The sequence below is a fragment of the Methylobacter sp. S3L5C genome (assembly GCF_022788635.1).
GTDB lineage: Bacteria > Pseudomonadota > Gammaproteobacteria > Methylococcales > Methylomonadaceae > Methylobacter_C.
The window spans coordinates 4,708,487-4,727,133 of sequence record NZ_CP076024.1; the positions used below are offsets into that span (position 1 = coordinate 4,708,487).

Sequence of the window (18,647 nt, forward strand, 5' to 3'; positions counted from 1 at the left end):
GCTATATTTTCCGCTCATTTTCGTTTAATAGAACAACTATTTGCCTCAACTGACCAAAAAATTTGACTCAAAATAGCTTCCCCTCGCTACAGTTCCTATTCTCGGACAGTCTCCTGGTAAATTGAATGCCTGATTGCACAGTTGTTTATTTACAATCATAAGAACGAGCTTATGTATTCATCCTGTTCAAAAGATTCGAATAATTTTGGGCGGACACATAAGTCAGCCCCTACGGTTAATTTGATAATACCGATATTTTGCGACTTGTTCCGCTTTAATCAGCGCACTTGGCCAGATTTCGCCAATTTGCTGTGCTGCATTGAATAACCAAAATAGACAATCAAACCGATAACCAGCCAGATAAGGAAACGCAGCCAGGTGATACCCGGCAGAAATGCCATTAGGGCTCCACATGACAGCATACCCAACACAGGAAACAAGGGACTGAGTGGCGAACGAAAAGGCCGCACCATGTCCGGTTTGGTAATACGCAGAACGATCACCCCTAAACACACCAGCACGAATGCTGCCAAAGTACCAATATTAACCAGTTCGGCCAAATCGCCCAACGGCATAAAACCTGCAACAAGGGCCATAATAACGCCGCAAAGCACAATAACACGTACCGGCGTTTGAGTATCGGGGTCAACTTTGTTAAAAAAAGATGACAACAAGCCATCCCGCGACATCGCGAAGATAATACGTGTCAAGCCGAAGTACAACACCAACATAACCGTAGTAAGACCTGCGATAACACCGGTTGAAATCAGTGCCGATGCCCAGTTGTAACCCAGCAGAGTTAGTGCATGAGAAACAGGAGAGGAAACATTCAGATCAGAATAGTGGACGATACCGGTCAGTAATCCCGCGACTATAATATAAATAACGGTACAAAAAACCAGTGAGGCAACGATACCAAAAGGCAGGTCTCGTTGCGGATTTTTGGCTTCTTCAGCGGCAGTAGACACCGCATCAAAACCCACATAAGAAAAAAACACCAGCGATGCGCCTGCCAAAACGCCGGTTGTTTTTCCGTCAGGCAAGGTTTGAAACCAGCCAAACGGCATAAAAGGATCCCAATTTGCCGGGTGAACATTGAATACCGCAACACCGATAAATACAGTGATGGTAATGAGCTTAACAACGACCATGACATTATTGGCTTTGGCGCTATGTTTTACCCCCACAATTAACAGGCACATTAACAGCAGGATAATAGCGAAAGCCGGTAAATTGATAATGCCACCAAGCTTGGGTGCTTTTGTAAGTACCTCCGGTAATGGCAGTCCGATTGCCGTGAGTGCATTATTAAAATAACCGGACCAGCCGTTGGCGACTGCTGCCACTGAAATACCATATTCCAATAACAAATCCCAACCGATAATAAAAGCAATCAACTCGCCAAAAGCCGCATAACTATAACCATAAGCACTACCACAACCACCGACAGACGATGACAACTCGGCATAAGAAAGTGCCGCGAAGGCGCAGGCAATACCCGCAATAATAAACGATAAAATGACAGCAGGACCGGCTTGCGTTGCGGCAGCAATACCCGTCAAGACAAAAATACCCGTGCCTATAATCGCACCTACGCCGAGAAAAGCCAGATCCCATGCCGACAGGCAACGCTTAAGTACGTGATCCTGATCATCATGCGAAACGACTGGTTTTGTACGAAAAATTTGCAGCGACATGTTTTAAGATCTCTCGTGTGTAGTTGAACAAGAATTTAGAAGTAGCGAATAAATATCACCCATTTATATAGCGCCAGATTATAACGCACACACAGTTAATCGCGGTAATACTCAAAAAAGCCGTTAAGCATCAGAAAAACTGACAACAAACAGGCTATTTACATAGCATGCAGAGGTTTTATTTTGAATTTTTTTATTTTATAGTTGTAAATTTCTGTTAATGGTTTATTGAAGCAGCCCATGATAAAATATAACCCTACAAATTGGCATTAATCGTGATGTAGTATTAACCAATGCTGATTATTAAACCACGCGTTATTTTATAGTGTTACTGAGAAAATTATTTTAATGAAAATCCGTACCCTCTTTGTTTGTTCATTGTTATTGCTAGCTGTCGTTGGTAATGTTTGTGCTGCAACTTATAATTTGCCGGAAGTTAACGGTGACAGAGTTGTTGCTTCGTCAACAGGAGATACTGTCACAATAACAGTAGATCATGACCAAACGTTATTAGATATTGCCAGACATTTTAATCTGGGACAAACAGAAATAGTCACTTTAAATCCCAATCTTGATCGCTGGCTTATTAAAAAAGATACTGTTGTACGCTTGCCAAATCGACGTATTTTACCGGACAGCCCTCATGAAGGTATTACGTTAAATATTGCTGAATATCGCATGTACTATTATCCTGCCAACCAACCAGGCACAGTAAGATCTTACGCACATGGCGTAGGCAGACAAGACTGGCAAACCCCATTGGGTAAGACCACTGTTTCAAAAAAAGTGAAAGATCCCTCATGGCATCCACCTGAATCAATCAGACGCGAGCATGCGGCAAACGGCGATCCTTTACCGGTTGTCGTCCCACCTGGCCCCAACAACCCTTTAGGCGCTTACGCCTTGTATCTCAATCTTCCAGGGGATTATCGAATTCATGGAACTGACGTTGATAAAATTTTTGGCATAGGTATGCAAATAACGCATGGCTGTGTACGGATGTACCCTGAAGATATCGAAGCTTTATATAATTCAGTTCCGCTGGGAACTTCAGTTTATATTGTTAAACAACCCGTCAAGGTTGGCTGGTTAAATAATACCCTTTATGTTGAAGCCCATCCTGATTTGGAAGGTGAAGAAAAAACTCAGGATCAACGCTATGCAGCCGCTTTAAGCCTTATTCAAAAAGCCAATAATGATGAGCTTCCAGAGTTTGACCAGGTAGCTTTAAACAAGGCACTTAAAGATTTGGATGGAACACCTGTACCTCTTTATGAAAGATTACCTCCATTGGAAGGAGAAATACCCTTCATTGAACCAGAGCCTATTCCAGAACCCATCGCTAAAATCAAAAAGCCGACTCCAGTCATTGTGACTAAAACTAAAAAACCGGCGGCAACAATAACGACCAAGAATTCAAAACCCGGATCAGTAACCACAACTAAAAACACTAAAAAATTACCGGCAATTACCGTTAAATCGAAAAAACAAGAACCAGTAACAACCGCTAAAAGTAAAAAGCAAGTAACAACGACTACCAGTAAGACCAAGAAAGCAGTGCCTAAAACAGTCACTAAAAGCCAGAACAATCAGGCTGGTTATTATCGTGGATCTTAAGCTTTAATCGTGCTTGAAAAGTCCGTAATTCGCTATCTGAATGATGATTTACGGACTTTTACCCTTCGCAAAAAAATATGTTTTACTTAAGTGGTTTCAATATCTACTGTTTTTGCAAACAACGTCAATATAAAGTCGGTTTCAATTTCCAGTTCTGAAATGGCGCTTAAGGCTTGCTGAACACTTGCATTAGCTCGCCATGCAAAAGGTGTCATTTGTAATAGAGCCATTCTTTGCTGAGCATTTGGGGTAATCTTGTAACTAATCCTCTGTGTGACCAATTGATCAAAACCTTGTAAAACCAAACTTTCTGAGGAATGTTCTTTTACCTCTGTATAGATAGATTTTTTTAACTGCCATAAATGACGAGGGCCAGGTGTGACAATAAGCAAATACCCGGAAGCTTTTAGCACCCGCTTAAGCTCGTCATCAGCTGATGGCGCAAATACCCTCAAGATAAAATCAAAACACTGATCTATATAGGGTAGTCGGTTTGAACTGGCAACGACAAATTGTGCTTCAGGCTGTTTTTTAGCAGCGGCGGCTACGGCAAACTTGGCAATATCAATACCATGTAAAGCAATCTTTTCACTGTGTTTATAATGGCAGGCAATTTTCCGACTGTAATACCCTTCACCACAACCCAAATCCAAAAACTGCATACCCTCGCCTTTTGTGTTGTTGGCATCAATCATCATAGCCACTGCTTTAGCTATCGGTTCATAAAACCCTGCCTCTAAAAACAGACGTCTGGCCATCATCATTTCCTTGCTATCGCCAGGCTCTTTAGAATGTTTATCTTGTACAGGTAACAGATTCAGATAACCTTCTTTGGCCAGATCAAAGCTATGTCGATTCTGACAGGCATAGTTTTTACCTGATTGATTTAGTTGCAGTGGCTCTCTACAAACCGGACAGAGATACAGGGTATTTGGCACTTCTATTACTTGTTGCACAGGAAAAAATTCGGTAGTTGCTAAAGGGATGCGGGTTACGATTTAAAACAATTATATTTTTAACCCGACTCATTAAAAACGGTAAATAGACAAAATTTTTATGAAAACTTCGACACGAAAACACGAAGGACGACAAACTTTTATCTTCATGTCCTTCGTAATAAATAAAAAGACTCAAAATTAGCGACTATTTCGTACAGAACGCTTTAATACATCCCGGACTGAGCGCACATTTGACTCGGGTTCGGACAAAAGTAAGGTAAGTACGATTTCTTCAATAGCGGCAAGTATACAGATAACAGCGGCTAATCGAAATGGCCATGCCGGACCACCGAGAAACAACACGTACAATGATAGACCCATAGAGGCGACTGCAATCTTGACTCCCCAAGTATGGTAACTAGTAAAGCGCCCAAACTTGCTAAAACCTGCAATGGCCGGTAACAAGCAACTGGCGACAATCAAGCAGACAAAAACCAGCTCTCTACGAACGATCTCCGGCCATAACCACCAGCAACAAACAGCAATCGTTAGATAGGTAATGACATCCGCCCAGCTATCCAAGGTAGCACCAAACTGGGACACTTGCCCTGTCAACCTCGCGGCCAGACCATCCAATAAATCAGTTAAAAAAGCAATCGCCAATAGCACCATAAAAGCAATGCCATAACCGTACCATGCCAGCAGCAACAAGCCGGGAGCAGCTACAAAACGAAATCCTGTCAGCAAATTAGGCAAGGTTAACCTCGACTGCGCTGTAAACAGTTTACTGTTCATAAAGCAAATGAGGCGGCAAGTGGTGCATGATCGGAAAGCATGTGCCAAGGTGAATGAGTCAACCGGTCACACGACACCGGAATTAGGCCACGATAATAAATACGATCCATCTGAAAAAAAGGCAACCAAACCGGAAAGGTACGGGCATGGTGTCCATGAGTTTGTAAAAAAATCTCATTTAAATCCAGATGATCGTGAAAAAGTCGCCCGGCTTGTCCCCGCCAATCGTTAAAGTCACCCGCGACAATTAATGGTGCGTCATGCGGCACATGACTGTCAATACGATCACACAATTTTCCTATTTGCAGGCGACGCTCTTTACCCATCAAACCAAAATGAATACACACAATATGGATATCCTGGCTGCTCTCAGGTAGGCGGATAATACCATGCAGAAGACTACGGCTGGCCCAGGGAAAGGGGGATACATTGATATTTTCCCAGCTCTCAAAAGGGTATTTGCTTAAAAGCGCATTACCATGATGGCCGGCATTATAAATTGCATTTTTTCCATAGGCAAAATGCGGCCAAACGCCTTCAGCAATAAACTCAATTTGTGACTGATCAGGCCAATGTTCGATATTTTTTTTATGACGACGATGCTCGCCTTGCATCTCTTGTAAAAACAACAAATCGGCATCCGCAGCGACCAACGCTTCACGAATCTGATGTAAGACAAAGCCCCTGTTGCCGACATTAAAGCCTTTATGAATGTTATAAGTAAGTACCTTCAATTCTTTCTTTTTCATAGCGACTTTACTATTCCTTGGAAGTGAGACAATTGGAGCTGTTTTTAATAGGGCTTATTACGAATATGTAACCGGTAAAGAATGGGTGAAAAAAATTCCTCACACAGAAAAAAAAGCACGACAACCAAGGTAATATCAATAAAATCCAACCCTAACGGTTCTTTTAACAGATATAACGGCAACAATGTCTCCGGTATCGTATCAAACCCTCGCGCCTGACTACTTTCAACCTTACCAAGTCGGCGCTTAACAAAGCTGGCCAGCATATCACCCAGCATTGAAAGCATACCAAACAATACCCCCGTTAAAGGTTCAAGCCCACATAAAATTGCTATAACAGTCGTAATAAAAATGGCTGAAAAAAAACCTCGCCAAGTTTTAGTAATGCCTAACAAACGCTGACCATCACCTAAATAAAGCCCGTTATCTATTGGCATTGCCAAGCGGTTACCCAGAACTCTACTGGCAATAACTGGCGCACCATTAGCGACAAGAAGCAAAACCAAAGCCTGAAAAAGGCAATACCAACACAGTGACTGCAAAGGCATATTCAACCCTATCCTTTTAACCTGGTTAAAATCCGGAGAGCGATAACTTAAACAATAATCATAAAAATTGATTATCGGCTATATTAATATTAATTGCACTGTTACCAGTGTATTTACTGATAACCAACCCACCAGCACTTGCTCTTTAGCATTAGTTTCTCAAGGAGAACATATTGTAACCGTGACCATAACGACAAAATTTCCTGCTATATAAGTCTAATGATAAGTCTATTTATTGTGTATTAATTATAGCTAAAACGTTTGATTACAACTGTTTCAAAAATACTTAAAATAGCCGCTATTTTTTAGTTGCTGCCAACCACAAAAAACATCAGGTATTACCTTGAATATAATAGTTTTCTAATATAAACTCACTGTCGCTCCATCATTATAAAAACTAGTATTATTAAACGGGGCAATTCTATCTTGAGGAGGATTTATGTCTAGTCTTAAAAATTATTCCCGTCGTCGCTTCCTGACCCAATCTGGCTTAGGCTTGGTTGCTTTTGCGGGTATGCCGGGCTTTTTGCAAGCGATGGAAGGTATGCATGGCATGCCAAAATTAACACCCAACAAAGCCTCACCCAATTTTAAACCGGATGTTGAATTCGATCTGTTTTGCCAATCCGGTTCTGTATCTATCCTGTCCGGCCAACAGACTCAGGTGCAACAATACACGGCGTTGTTAAAAACAGGACCAAAAGAGACCCTCACAAACATAGCAGGATCTTATCTTGGGCCGTTAATCAGTTTACAAAAAGGCCAGAAAGTACGCATTAATTTGTACAATAAACTGACCGAACCCACCGTTACCCATTGGCATGGCTTGCATGTCCCCGCTAATATGGATGGTCATCCCCAGTACACCATCGATCCCGGTGAAATCCTGGTGTATGAATTTGAAGTGCTAAATCGGGCAGGTATGAATATTTACCACCCACATCCGCATGAAGCCACTGCCAAACAGGTTTATCATGGCCTTGCTGGCGCATTATTCGTTCATGATGATGAAGAAGCAAAACTGGAATTACCTGCCGGCGAATACGAAATCCCGATAGTGATTCAGGATCGTCTCTTCGATGAACAAAACCAACTCATTTATGCGCGTAACATGCATGATCGGATGACAGGATTCTATGGCAATCGTATCCTGGTCAACGGTCGTCCGGATTTTCAGATTGATGTTGCCAGCCGCGCCTATCGCTTACGTATTTTAAACGGCTCAACAGCACGTATTTACAAACTGGGTTGGGATGATGGCACTCCCATCACAGTAATTGGTGTTGATGGCGGCTTGTTGGAACAACCGGAAGTCAAACCCTACGTCATGCTGGCTCCCGGTGAGCGTTTAGACGTCTGGGCCGATTTTAGCGGTCGTAATGAAGGTTCGCAGTTAGTCATGCGCAGTCTGGATTTTTCAGGCGTATTACCAAAAATGGCAGGACGCATGGGTGGTATGATGCATGCCAATACCTTGCCTGTCGGTAGTAATTATCCCATTTTTACTGCACGGATTACCAAAAAAGTCAGTGACAGCCCTAAACTGCCGTCACAGTTATCAAAAATCAACTGGCATCCAATTAGTGCGACGGCCAATCCTGACAAACCACTCCCCATCGGTATTTCTGAAGGCCCCATGGCCATGCTGCTTAATAGTCGCCCCTACAAGTTCGACGATATTCAAGACTTTGAACGCATCAAGGTTAACACTATCCAACTCATGGAAATTTTCCATGCGCACGGCGGTAGTGGCGGTCATGGTAAAGAATCCGCACCGGCAACTGAAGAACATGGCGGTATGGGTATGATGGGCGGTATGAAACATGGTAACGACGACCAGAAAGGTAGTGGCCAAAGCATGATGGGTATGGGTCACAAGGGTGGCATGGGGATGATGAGCGGCATGAAGCATGATGACGACGATCAGAAAAGCGGAGGTCAAGGCATGATGGGCATGGGCGGTGGTATGGGAGGTATGGGAGGTATGGGCATGATGATGACCATGGCGCATCCCATTCATCTACACGGACAACAGTTCCAAATTGTCAGTCGCAGTGTCAGTGCAGATAATGCGGCAGACTATGCCACCGTGCGTGATGGCTTCATCGAAAGCGGCCTGAAAGATACCGTACTGGTGATGCCGGGCGAGAAGGTTCGCATCATAAAACCCTTCCAGGATTTTAAAGGCTTGTTTATGTACCACTGCCACAATCTTGAACATGAAGATATGGGTATGATGCGTGACTTTTTGATTGAATAATCCAGGCACTTCTTTAGCCGGCTAAACAAAAAACGGGTGCATTAAGACACCCGTTTTTATTTTCAACCGATAACGATCCCATTACATCAATGGCAGAATTTGAGCAAGAACCTTACCATTAGTTACCAAAACCTCTTTGGGGAAAAGCCCTTCATTGCCTTTAAAATCTGTCACGCTTGCGCCTGCTTCCTTGGCTATTAAAGCACCGGCAGCAACATCATACAGATTTAATTCCTGCTCCCAGAAGGCATCAAGCTGACCATCCGCAACCAGACATAAATCTACGGCCGCCGAACCAAAACGCCGCTGACCCGTGGTGTTTTGCGCAATTCTGCCAAAGCGCTCCAGGTTATTGTCTTCCAGATAAGAACGCAGACAGGCAAAGCCTGTACCCACCATCGCATCGGCCAGATTACTTTCTGGGGAAACCGTAATTGGCATAGCATTTTTAAAAGCCCCTTTGCCCTTTTTGGCACAGTAATAATCATTTAAAGCCGGCGCATAAACCGCACCCATCATCAGTTCTTGATCAATTTCCAGAGCAACACTGATACCCCAAAAATATTGCCCTCTTGAAAATGAATGGGTACCATCGATAGGGTCGACTATCCACCGATTGGTTTGGTTAGCACTTTGACCAGTCTCTTCGCCCCAAAAACCAAATTCGGGGTACTTTGTGGTGAGCGTTTCTTTTAGAAAAGCCTCAACCGCAATATCCGCCGCAGTAACAAAGTCTCGTGGGCTTTTTTTGTTAACTTCAATATTTTTTAAGTCTTTAAAGTAAGTCAATGCAATTGATCCTGCTTCACGGACCACATCTTCAAGTTCAGCAAGCGAAATGGACATCTGGGATAACCTTATAAGTCAAAAGAACCAATTATACGGCAAGAAAGTTAAGTCGTTGAAAAATGGCTATCGCTAAGGTGATGACTCTCAATTAATTAGAAGCGTTGTACTTAACGTAATAAGTTTTACAAATTTTATAAAAAGCTGTTCACCACGAAGACACGAAGATCACGAAGTTTTTACCTTGTTTTTTTTCGTGGTTTTACACATTAAATTAATACTGATCGCGAGTCGGCAAATACCGATCACGGTCATAGGGTGGAGCTTCATGCGCCGGAATAATATCGTTCGGCCAGTCTTTAGCCCACTGATTCCGGGTTTCTTCATCAGCGTAGTAGCGCAGATAAAGTTCGGCATCCTCCTCGCTACCACTACCTACCAAGTCGATGTGACAAGCATAGTTTTTATCGATTGGCATATCCGGATTTTCCACCCGCAACTCCTCATGCCATAATTCCTCATACAGTTCGCGATCACTGAGATGGTTGGTACTATAAAGAAATATACGCAGCAAAGCCAAGCCGCGTATCACTTCCCACAACTTGGCGTTCAGTTGCATCTCATCCAATGCTTCCGGAGCTGGCAACGCCAGACCGCCTTGCACCAGCAAGTCAAAAGACGTGATTCTTTCAGATTTCTCGTAGGCCACTACATACTCCCAAAACTGTTCTCTCAATTCCTGTGACATGTCTTCTGACTCAAAAAATGACAATTCACGACGAACAAACTCATCGAGCCTATGTTACAAATATTGAATAGGTTCCTTTCTATCAATTTCTTCTTTTGCTTCTACCGGCTTTTTTGGCATTGCGATGCCCTCAAAATCATTATCGATCATGTTGGATAACATGATCTGCGGTAAATAGTCATACAGAAGCATGCCTGAAACACTTGTTCTCGTTTAGGCTCAAAAAGACATATTCCCGCCGACGAGACTATTAACGTTTTTTTCATTCCGGAATAAATGTCTTATAAAAATAATCCACATCACAAAATGATTGCGTTAGAATTATCAATCAGCAATTTTTTTAAATATATAGTCTTGGTCATTTATATTTTTTCAGCTTTTTATAAAAGCTGCCAACTTCTCTTATCCCGCATCCAGGTTATCTCATAAAGAGCATGAATCATTTAAAGTTAAATAAATCCGATTATTACGTAATAGTACCTTTTGCTACTGTTTTGATTTTAACTATTATATTAATGGTATTAATTCAATTAAATTATTTTGACGCACATAAAATTCAATCCAAGGATCAAATAATATCGGTTGTTGCAACTTCACCCAGATCCCCTGACTCATCTATTCAGATCGGTAGTTATATCGATAACATTTATAACCTTTCTATTGATAATAAAACATTCGATGCCAACGGTTGGGTTTGGGTTACATGGTCTGAAAAAGCAGAAGAATTTTTTCAATCTCGAAAACTAACGCCTGATAAATGGTTAAATTTTGCTAATCAAATTGATAATTGGGACTTCAAATTGGAGCAATTTCATGATGACCCTATCAAACTAAAAAATGGCCATTATCGTCAAGGCTTTAAATTCTCAGGTCATTTTTATATAAATGATATTTCTTTTTATAAATTTCCATTCGAGACCTTAAAAATACCTGTTATATTTGAATTGACTGACTTGAATGAAATCAAAACAGACAAAAGCATTCATGATTTATACTTGGAACCAGATCAATTGGCATCAGGTATCGGGAACTATATTGACCTGACTGGTTACAATACTATTGCTTTTAATGTTTTTTCTAAAACACATGTATACGGCAGTAGTTTTGGCTCGACAATCATGGAGACAAAGCCTATCAGTACCAGTCAAGTAATATTTCAGACCACTTATAAACAATCTGTCAACTCAGGATTGTTATCACAGTTTTTACCATTAACAATTGTCATGTTATTGGTTCTTTTATCACCCACGTTATCTTCATCCCTTTGGGATGTTCGTCTGGGAGTACCACCGACAGCATTACTTACGTTAATCTTTCTGCAGCAAGGTTATAGAGAAAAATTGCCGGATATCGCTTATATTACCTTTATAGATTCGGTTTATAACTGTTGTTACTTCGCTATATTAATTACATTCATACTTTTTCTGTGGGGATCCAATAAAATAAACCTTGCTCCGGAATCCGAGAAAGCACTGCTTATTGATAAAATTGACCTGATAGATAAACGGTTTCAGCTATTTATTCCCACAATAATGATTGCTATCATTGTACTTACCTGGATAAAAATTAATTATTTTCATCCTTGAACAGATTAACTTACTTTCAAATAATGGTGAATTACCCACTTCATTAATAATAAACCAAAAACTACCTCAACACGCCCGCAGGGCTGGAATAACTATCCAGGATCTGCACATAATTGGCACGTTCATAAGCGGCGGGATCAATGGCGTGTTGCTGGCTGACGCTGCCCTTTAACTGGTTGATTGACTCATATTCATGCTCAGCCAACCACTGTTCCATTTCAGTCAACATTTCAGTTAAACGACCCACGCCTTGTTTGAGTAATACGCTGCAAAGATGCACGACATCGGCTCCCGCCAATAACGCTTTCAATATATCCGGTGTTTCGTGAAAACCACCGGTAACCGCCAGAGAAAGCTTGGTGCGACCATACAATAAAGCCGTCCAGCGTATACGCAACAAAGCTTCTGATGACGTTGACAGCTCCAGCTTGGGTAGTACTTCCAGCGTTTCCAGATCAATATCGGGCTGATAAAAACGATTAAATAGCGCAATCCCATCGGCACCCGCAGCTTCCAATCGTCGTGCAAAATGAATGGGCGAACTAAACTGGGAAGACAATTTCATCGTGATCGGTAAATTGACGTGACCTTTTAACTCCCGCAATATATCCAGATAACGATTTTCGACAGCATCGCTACTTTCTTCGATATTGGCTGCAACATGATAAACATTTAATTCCAAGGCATCAGCACCGGCCTGTTGCAATTGCTTGCCGTATTCAACCCAGCCACCCAAAGACGTACCGTTTAAACTGGCAATAACCGGAATCGCCAGCGCTGACTTAATTTTTTGCAGTTGCTCCAGATACTGTTCCTGATAAGTTTGAATATTATCCGGTACGGGGTGAAACGAGTCTGCTTCACCATGTCCCAAGGATTGTTGATAAAAAAACCGTTCCATTTGCTGTGCTTCAGCTTCGATTTTTTCTTCGAACAGCGAATACATAACCAACGCCGAGGCACCGGCATCTTCCAGTCTACGGGCACTCCCCACATCTTTACTCAATGGCGATGCTGACGGGACTAACGGATTCGCCAGTTTTAAGCCTATGTAATTTGTCGTTAAATCAACCATTGTCACTCTCCTTGGCAGTATCGTTTTTAAGTTGCGCTTTTACCGCTGAAACACTGGTAGCTTCGTTCCATTCCAGCTCGGATAATTGTTTGTAGTAACGATAGCGATTTTTAACATCTTGCTGTGCCTGTGCCAGAAAACGCTCGGCCGCTTCCGGATGCGTTTGCCACAACATGCTAAATCGGGTTTCAGTTTTTACAAAATCGCGGTAAGGGATTGACGGTTCCGCAGAATCAAGATGCATCGGGTTTTTACCCGCTTTGGCTTTGCCGGGGTCAAAGCGAAATAACGGCCAATGTCCACTTTTAACCGCTAAATTTTGCTGCCTGTGATTATTGGACATATCCACGCCGTGAGCGATACAAGGTGCATAAGCGATGATAATAGACGGTCCATCGTGAGCTTCGGCCTCCAAAAACGCATTGAGGGTTTGGGTATCTTTACCGGCATAGGCAACATGGGCGACATAGACATTACTGTAATCCATCGCTAGTAAGGCCAAATCTTTTTTGGCTGTTGCTTTACCGCCAGCCGAGAATTTTGCCACGGCACCCAACGGCGTTGATTTTGACGTTTGCCCACCGGTATTGGAATAAACCTCGGTATCAAGAACCAGAATGTTAACATTACGGCCACTGGCCAACACATGATCGACCCCGCCAAAACCGATGTCATAAGCCCAACCGTCACCACCAATAATCCAGACACTTTTTTTGCTTAAACTGTCCGCTAACTGGAGCAAGGTTTGGGCAGATTGCCCAACCTGATCGACCTGATTAATCAGGGACGGCAACTTTTGTTTAAGAATCGTAACCCGCTCGCGCTGTTCGTAAATTCCTGCTTCATCAGACTGGTCGGCGTTTAAAATGGCATCAACCAACTCACTACCTAACTGATCGCGCAGAGAGGCCACCAGTTCTTTGGCATAGTCGTTTTGTTTATCCAAAGCGATGCGCATTCCCAAACCAAATTCGGCATTATCTTCAAATAACGAATTGCTCCACGCAGGACCACGACCTTCCGGATTTTTGGTCCACGGCGTTGTTGGCAAATTACCGCCATAAATTGAAGAGCAACCCGTTGCATTGGCAATCACCATACGATCACCAAACAACTGCGAAGCCAATTTAATGTAAGGCGTTTCACCACAACCGACGCAAGCACCCGAAAATTCAAACAATGGCTGCAGAACCATTGCCCCTTTGATGGTATTGGTTTTTAACAAGCGTCGATCATATTCAGGTATCGATAAAAAGAAATCCCAGTTGTCCCGCTCGGCTTCCCGTAGCGGTGGCTGAGGCTGCATATTTAAGGCTTTACGACTGGCATTGGATTTATCACGAATCGGACAAATATCAACACACAAGGTGCAACCGGTGCAATCTTCCGGTGCAACCTGATAGCTCATTTCCAAACCGGCCGGAAAGTCTTTACCCAACATTGGCGTATGTTTAAAAGTTTCAGGCATATCAGCCAAAGCATCTGTTGAAAAAATCTTGCTGCGAATAACCGAATGTGGACACACCATCACGCATTTTCCACATTGGGTACATAAATCGGTTTCCCAAACCGGAATTTCCAGGGCTAAATTGCGTTTCTCAAAAGCCGCCGTACCGGTTGGAAAAGTACCATCAATCGGCATAACACTCACCGGTAAGGCATCCCCTCTACCGGCAATAATTTCACCGGTTACCCGTTTAACAAAATCGGGCGCAGCATCGGTAATAGTCGACATAATATCGAACAGACTGCTAACCGTTGTGGGCAATGGAACGGGATGCAAACTGGCCAGTGTTTCATCAATAGCCTTAAAATTAAGTTCAACAACACGCTGACCTTTTTTGCCATAGGTTTTTTCGACAGCATGTTTAATCGCAGTAATGGCATCGGTCTGCGGTAACACACCAGATATTGCAAAAAAACAAGTCTGCATGATGGTATTAATGCGCTTGCCCATGCCGCTTTTTTCAGCGACCGCATAACCGTCAATGACATAGAAGCGAATTTTTTTGGCAATCATCTGCTGCTGCATTTTGGCAGGTAGCGATGCCCAAACCTGTTCGACCGACTCAGGAGTATTCAGTAAAAACACTGCGTCATCGGCTGCGTTAGCGAGCATGTCGTAACGCTCCAGAAAAATCGTCTGATGACAGCCAATAAAATTGGCATCGTTTTCAGCAATCAGATAAGTGGAGCGTATCGGATTAGGGCCGAAACGTAAATGCGAGACGGTAATCGCACCGGATTTTTTCGAGTCATAAACAAAATAACCCTGTGCATACAACTCAGTTGCTTCACCGATAATTTTAATGGTATTTTTATTGGCGCTTACGGTACCGTCACTGCCCAAGCCGTAGAACATGGCCTGAAAAGTATCGTCAAGGGCATCGGTACGATAACTCGCATCCCAATCCAGACTGGTGTGCGTAACATCATCATGGATACCGATAGTAAAATTGTTTTTTGGTTGTGGTTGTTTCAACTCATCAAAGATTGCCTTGATCATGCCGGGCGTAAATTCTTTGGAAGACAGACCATAACGGCCACCCACCACTTTCGGCAATACCGAAAACCGGGCCGTACCGCTAATATAGTCCTGCGCGATGACACTCAAAACATCCTTATACAGGGGTTCACCATCTGCACCCGGCTCTTTGGTACGATCCAAAACAGCAATGGCATGGCAAGTCTCCGGCAATGCCGCAAGCAGACTTTTCGCATCAAAGGGCCGATATAATCGCACTTTAAGCAAACCGACTGATTCACCCTGACGATTAAGATAATCGATGGTTTCCGCTACCACTTCGGCCCCAGACCCCATAATGACGATAACGCGTTTGGCCTGTGGCGAACCTGAATAGTCAAACAAGCGATATGAGCGGCCTGTCAGCTCGGCAAAGCGATCCATTGCATTCTGTACGATGCCCGGCATCGCCTGATAATAAGCATTAACCGATTCCCGTGCCTGAAAATAGACATCAGGATTCTGGGCAGTACCACGCAGCACCGGCTTATCGGGCGTTAAAGCTCGGCTTCGATGGGCGGCAACCCATTCTTCCTTAATCATGGCCCGCAACACCGTATCATCCAGTATTTTAATTTTGGCCACTTCATGAGAGGTTCTAAAACCGTCAAAAAAATGCATTAGCGGAATACGGCTTTCCAATGCTACCGCATGCGCGATCAGTGCAAAATCCATCACTTCCTGCGGCGAATTGGAACACAGCATCCCAAAACCGGTCATCCGTGCCGACATGACATCGCTGTGGTCACCAAAAATAGACAAGCCCTGACAAGCCAACGAACGGGCGGCAATATGAAATACCGTCGGCGTTAACTCACCGGCAATTTTGTACATATTAGGCAACATTAACAGCAAACCTTGGGAGGCGGTAAAAGTCGTCGCCATTGAACCTGCCTGCAAAGCCCCATGAATAGCTCCGGCGGCTCCGGCCTCACTTTGCATTTCAGTCACTTGCGGCACTGTGCCCCATAAATTGACCTGTCCGCGAGAAGACCATTCATCAGCCCATTCCCCCATATTGGACGACGGAGTTATCGGATAAATGGCGATGACTTCGTTAAGCTTATGGGCTACTGTTGCGGCAGCCTGATTTCCATCAATCGTAAGTGTTTGCTGATTTTTCATTAGACTGCCCTGTGATGAACAAAAAAAGTGTAACAACCTTATTCTTCGTAATTGATTTAGAGAATGAGTGATTTTACCCCTAATCACGCATACTGACATCACCATTTTTTTTGTGAGGTTATAAGTTACCTTATAAGCTGGACTACCGTTTTTTTGCGCATAAGCAAAAGCAAACGTTTTCGACATGCCGTACAAGTGCACAGGAAACCAACATTCCCTTCGATAAAATCAAGTGCATGCCCGGAATCAGCCATTAACCTTTCTCCAACATCTCCAAGGCTAGTTGCGCCATATTTTTTGAACCACCGCCCTGCCCTAATTGCTGTTTTACCAAAATCAAATTGGCACGTATTTCATCAGCATACGTCTTGTCCGTTAAAATTCGTTTAACCTCTGCGGCCAAATTATCGGCCGTCGCCTCATGCTGAATAAGTTCTTTGACAAAGGCCTTACCCAAAATAATATTCGGTAAACCTATAAAAGATATGTTCACCAACCAGCGTCCCAACCAATAAGTTAGCGTGGAAAGTTTGTAGGCAATCACCATAGGTACCGTTAATAAGGCAATTTCAAGGGTTGCAGTTCCTGAAGTTGTCATCACCGCATCGCAACATTGAATAACGTCATAAGGCTGGTTTTTTATCACCGTTATTTTAAGCGATGACAAACGCAAGTAACCTTGAAGTAATTCATCACTGATTGAATCCGCTTGGGGCAATATAAACTGACTATCCGGCAAACTGGACTGTAACTTTTCAGCCGCCGCTAACATGACCGGTAACATCCGGTTAATTTCGTTGGCACGACTACCCGGCAATAAACCAACCACCGGTTTTTTTTCATCCAAACCAAAAAGTATTCTGTCTTCCGCTTGGCTACGCTGAGGATGGACTTTATCAACAGAAGGATGACCCACATAACGCACCGGCACATTCTCGGCATCATAATAAGCGGTTTCAAACGGAAAGATCACCGCCATCATATCAATCGCCTTGCCATAAGTCTTTACTCGACCCGGCCGCCATGCCCAGACTTGCGGACTTACATAAAACAATACTTTGATGCCGCATTGCTTGGCGTAACGCGCCAATTTAAGGTTAAATTCTTTATAATCGACACACACCAGTAAATCAGGTCGTTCAGTTGAAACCAGCTGTTGCATCAACTTTAACGCCCGACGAATTTCACCATAGTGCCTGATCACTTCAACCACGCCAATAACACCGATAGACCCTGAGTCATAACGAATATCGATACCCGCCTGCGCCATTTTTGCACCCCCCATACCCAAGCCATTAAGGTTCGGCTGATGTTTTTTCAGTTCCAGAAACATATTGGCAGCGTGTTGGTCACCGGAAGATTCTCCAGCGCTGAACATTATCGTTAAAGGGGATTTTTGAGACATAAGTAAGTTTCTCTGGGCTATAAACTAATTAATAGCCAATTCATTGGCAATCATTTCTACTTGCTTGAGCACGTTTTCACTGACAAGTAATTGCATATCAGGGGGATGATGGTCGTATTAATTTACTGTTAAATTGACGATGCATAATATTTATCTACTTGCCATTTCCGTGGGTTATTTTGAATATATTCAGCAATTTTTAAATAATCCTCTTCATTACGAATAACATGTTCAATAAAACGTGGCTGCCAGAAAAACTTTGTATTAATCTTTCTCATTTCAAAAGTACATCTACCCTTATACCAGTTCATACAACGAGACAAATTTTCATGCAACATTGGGTTATTATTTCCCGTAACTCCGCCAATTTTTCTGACCGTAGAGACGCGATTTATCGCGTCTGAATTATCAACGCCATCTGGATTATAAGTACTATTTGAGACGCGATAAATCAGATCTGGATTGTCAACGCCGTCTGGATTATCAGCACTATTTGAGACGCGATAAATCGCGTCTCTACTGTCAGAAAGGGGGTTATCAATATTTATTATTCCATGCACATGATTCGGCATGACAATAAAATGGTCTAAAATGACAAATGGAAATTGTTTTTCCATTTCCAACCAATATTTATTTGCCAACTGCCCCAAATCCGACAAGTACATTTTTCCTTCTTTAACATTACCGAAAAAACAGATTTTATTGTCCGTACAAATGGTTACAAAATAAGGGGCATTCAAGCCATAATCCTAGTTTTTTAATCGGGCAGAAGAAATTCTATATTTGCCTTTATA

Annotated in this window: 14 protein-coding genes; 3 read left to right on the plus strand and 11 right to left on the minus strand. The window is 42.8% G+C overall.

Annotated features, from left to right (window positions below; genetic code table 11):
• Positions 1-278: 278 nt before the first annotated feature.
• Positions 279-1,697: an amino acid permease gene (locus KKZ03_RS21345; protein ID WP_243218826.1), complete on the minus strand. Its 1,419-nt coding sequence runs from the start codon at positions 1,695-1,697 to the stop codon at positions 279-281.
• 348 nt (positions 1,698-2,045) lie between these two features.
• On the opposite strand from KKZ03_RS21345, the gene KKZ03_RS21350 reads away from it, so the two are divergent.
• Positions 2,046-3,314 (plus strand): L,D-transpeptidase family protein, encoded by a 1,269-nt coding sequence (locus KKZ03_RS21350; RefSeq protein ID WP_371744779.1) that lies wholly within the window; start codon positions 2,046-2,048, stop codon positions 3,312-3,314.
• Between the two features lie 86 nt (positions 3,315-3,400).
• Here KKZ03_RS21350 and rlmA read toward each other — a convergent pair whose 3' ends face one another.
• The 4 genes from rlmA to KKZ03_RS21370 form a co-directional block, all read right to left on the minus strand.
• Positions 3,401-4,270 carry a 23S rRNA (guanine(745)-N(1))-methyltransferase gene (gene rlmA / locus KKZ03_RS21355; RefSeq protein ID WP_243218827.1) on the minus strand — a complete coding sequence of 290 codons (870 nt, stop codon included), beginning with the start codon at positions 4,268-4,270 and terminating at the stop codon, positions 3,401-3,403.
• Positions 4,271-4,450: 180 nt separating this feature from the next.
• Positions 4,451-5,047, minus strand: coding sequence for a CDP-alcohol phosphatidyltransferase family protein (locus KKZ03_RS21360; RefSeq protein WP_243218828.1), 597 nt, complete (start codon positions 5,045-5,047; stop codon positions 4,451-4,453).
• On the minus strand, positions 5,044-5,796 hold the full coding sequence (locus KKZ03_RS21365) for an endonuclease/exonuclease/phosphatase family protein (RefSeq protein WP_243218829.1): 753 nt from the start codon (positions 5,794-5,796) through the stop codon (positions 5,044-5,046). Before KKZ03_RS21365 ends, KKZ03_RS21360 begins: the two co-directional genes overlap by 4 nt.
• Before the next feature lie 44 nt (positions 5,797-5,840).
• Positions 5,841-6,344, minus strand: coding sequence for a CDP-archaeol synthase (locus KKZ03_RS21370; RefSeq protein WP_243218830.1), 504 nt, complete (start codon positions 6,342-6,344; stop codon positions 5,841-5,843).
• Positions 6,345-6,783: 439 nt separating this feature from the next.
• Here KKZ03_RS21370 and KKZ03_RS21375 point away from each other — a divergent pair, with 439 nt between their 5' ends.
• Positions 6,784-8,604 carry a multicopper oxidase family protein gene (locus KKZ03_RS21375; protein WP_243218831.1) on the plus strand — a complete coding sequence of 607 codons (1,821 nt, stop codon included), beginning with the start codon at positions 6,784-6,786 and terminating at the stop codon, positions 8,602-8,604.
• A gap of 81 nt (positions 8,605-8,685) precedes the next feature.
• On the opposite strand, the gene KKZ03_RS21380 is transcribed toward KKZ03_RS21375, so the two are convergent.
• Both KKZ03_RS21380 and KKZ03_RS21385 read right to left on the minus strand, forming a co-directional pair.
• Entirely contained in the window at positions 8,686-9,450 is a 765-nt protein-coding gene (locus KKZ03_RS21380; RefSeq protein ID WP_243218832.1) for an inositol monophosphatase family protein, read from the minus strand.
• 214 nt (positions 9,451-9,664) lie between these two features.
• Complete coding sequence (locus tag KKZ03_RS21385; RefSeq protein ID WP_243218833.1) at positions 9,665-10,138, minus strand: hypothetical protein; 474 nt, start codon at positions 10,136-10,138, stop codon at positions 9,665-9,667.
• Positions 10,139-10,572: 434 nt separating this feature from the next.
• Here KKZ03_RS21385 and KKZ03_RS21390 point away from each other — a divergent pair, with 434 nt between their 5' ends.
• Complete coding sequence (locus KKZ03_RS21390; RefSeq protein WP_243218834.1) at positions 10,573-11,724, plus strand: hypothetical protein; 1,152 nt, start codon at positions 10,573-10,575, stop codon at positions 11,722-11,724.
• A 61-nt stretch (positions 11,725-11,785) separates the two neighbouring features.
• Here the strand turns inward: KKZ03_RS21390 and KKZ03_RS21395 are convergent, their stop codons facing one another.
• The 4 genes from KKZ03_RS21395 to KKZ03_RS21410 form a co-directional block, all read right to left on the minus strand.
• Complete coding sequence (locus tag KKZ03_RS21395) at positions 11,786-12,799, minus strand: dihydroorotate dehydrogenase-like protein (protein ID WP_243218835.1); 1,014 nt, start codon at positions 12,797-12,799, stop codon at positions 11,786-11,788.
• Entirely contained in the window at positions 12,792-16,448 is a 3,657-nt protein-coding gene (gene nifJ, locus KKZ03_RS21400) for a pyruvate:ferredoxin (flavodoxin) oxidoreductase (protein WP_243218836.1), read from the minus strand. Before nifJ ends, KKZ03_RS21395 begins: the two co-directional genes overlap by 8 nt.
• A gap of 253 nt (positions 16,449-16,701) precedes the next feature.
• Positions 16,702-17,853: a lipid-A-disaccharide synthase gene (gene lpxB / locus KKZ03_RS21405; protein ID WP_243218837.1), complete on the minus strand. Its 1,152-nt coding sequence runs from the start codon at positions 17,851-17,853 to the stop codon at positions 16,702-16,704.
• 128 nt (positions 17,854-17,981) lie between these two features.
• Positions 17,982-18,593: a transposase gene (locus tag KKZ03_RS21410; protein WP_243218838.1), complete on the minus strand. Its 612-nt coding sequence runs from the start codon at positions 18,591-18,593 to the stop codon at positions 17,982-17,984.
• Positions 18,594-18,647: the final 54 nt, after the last annotated feature.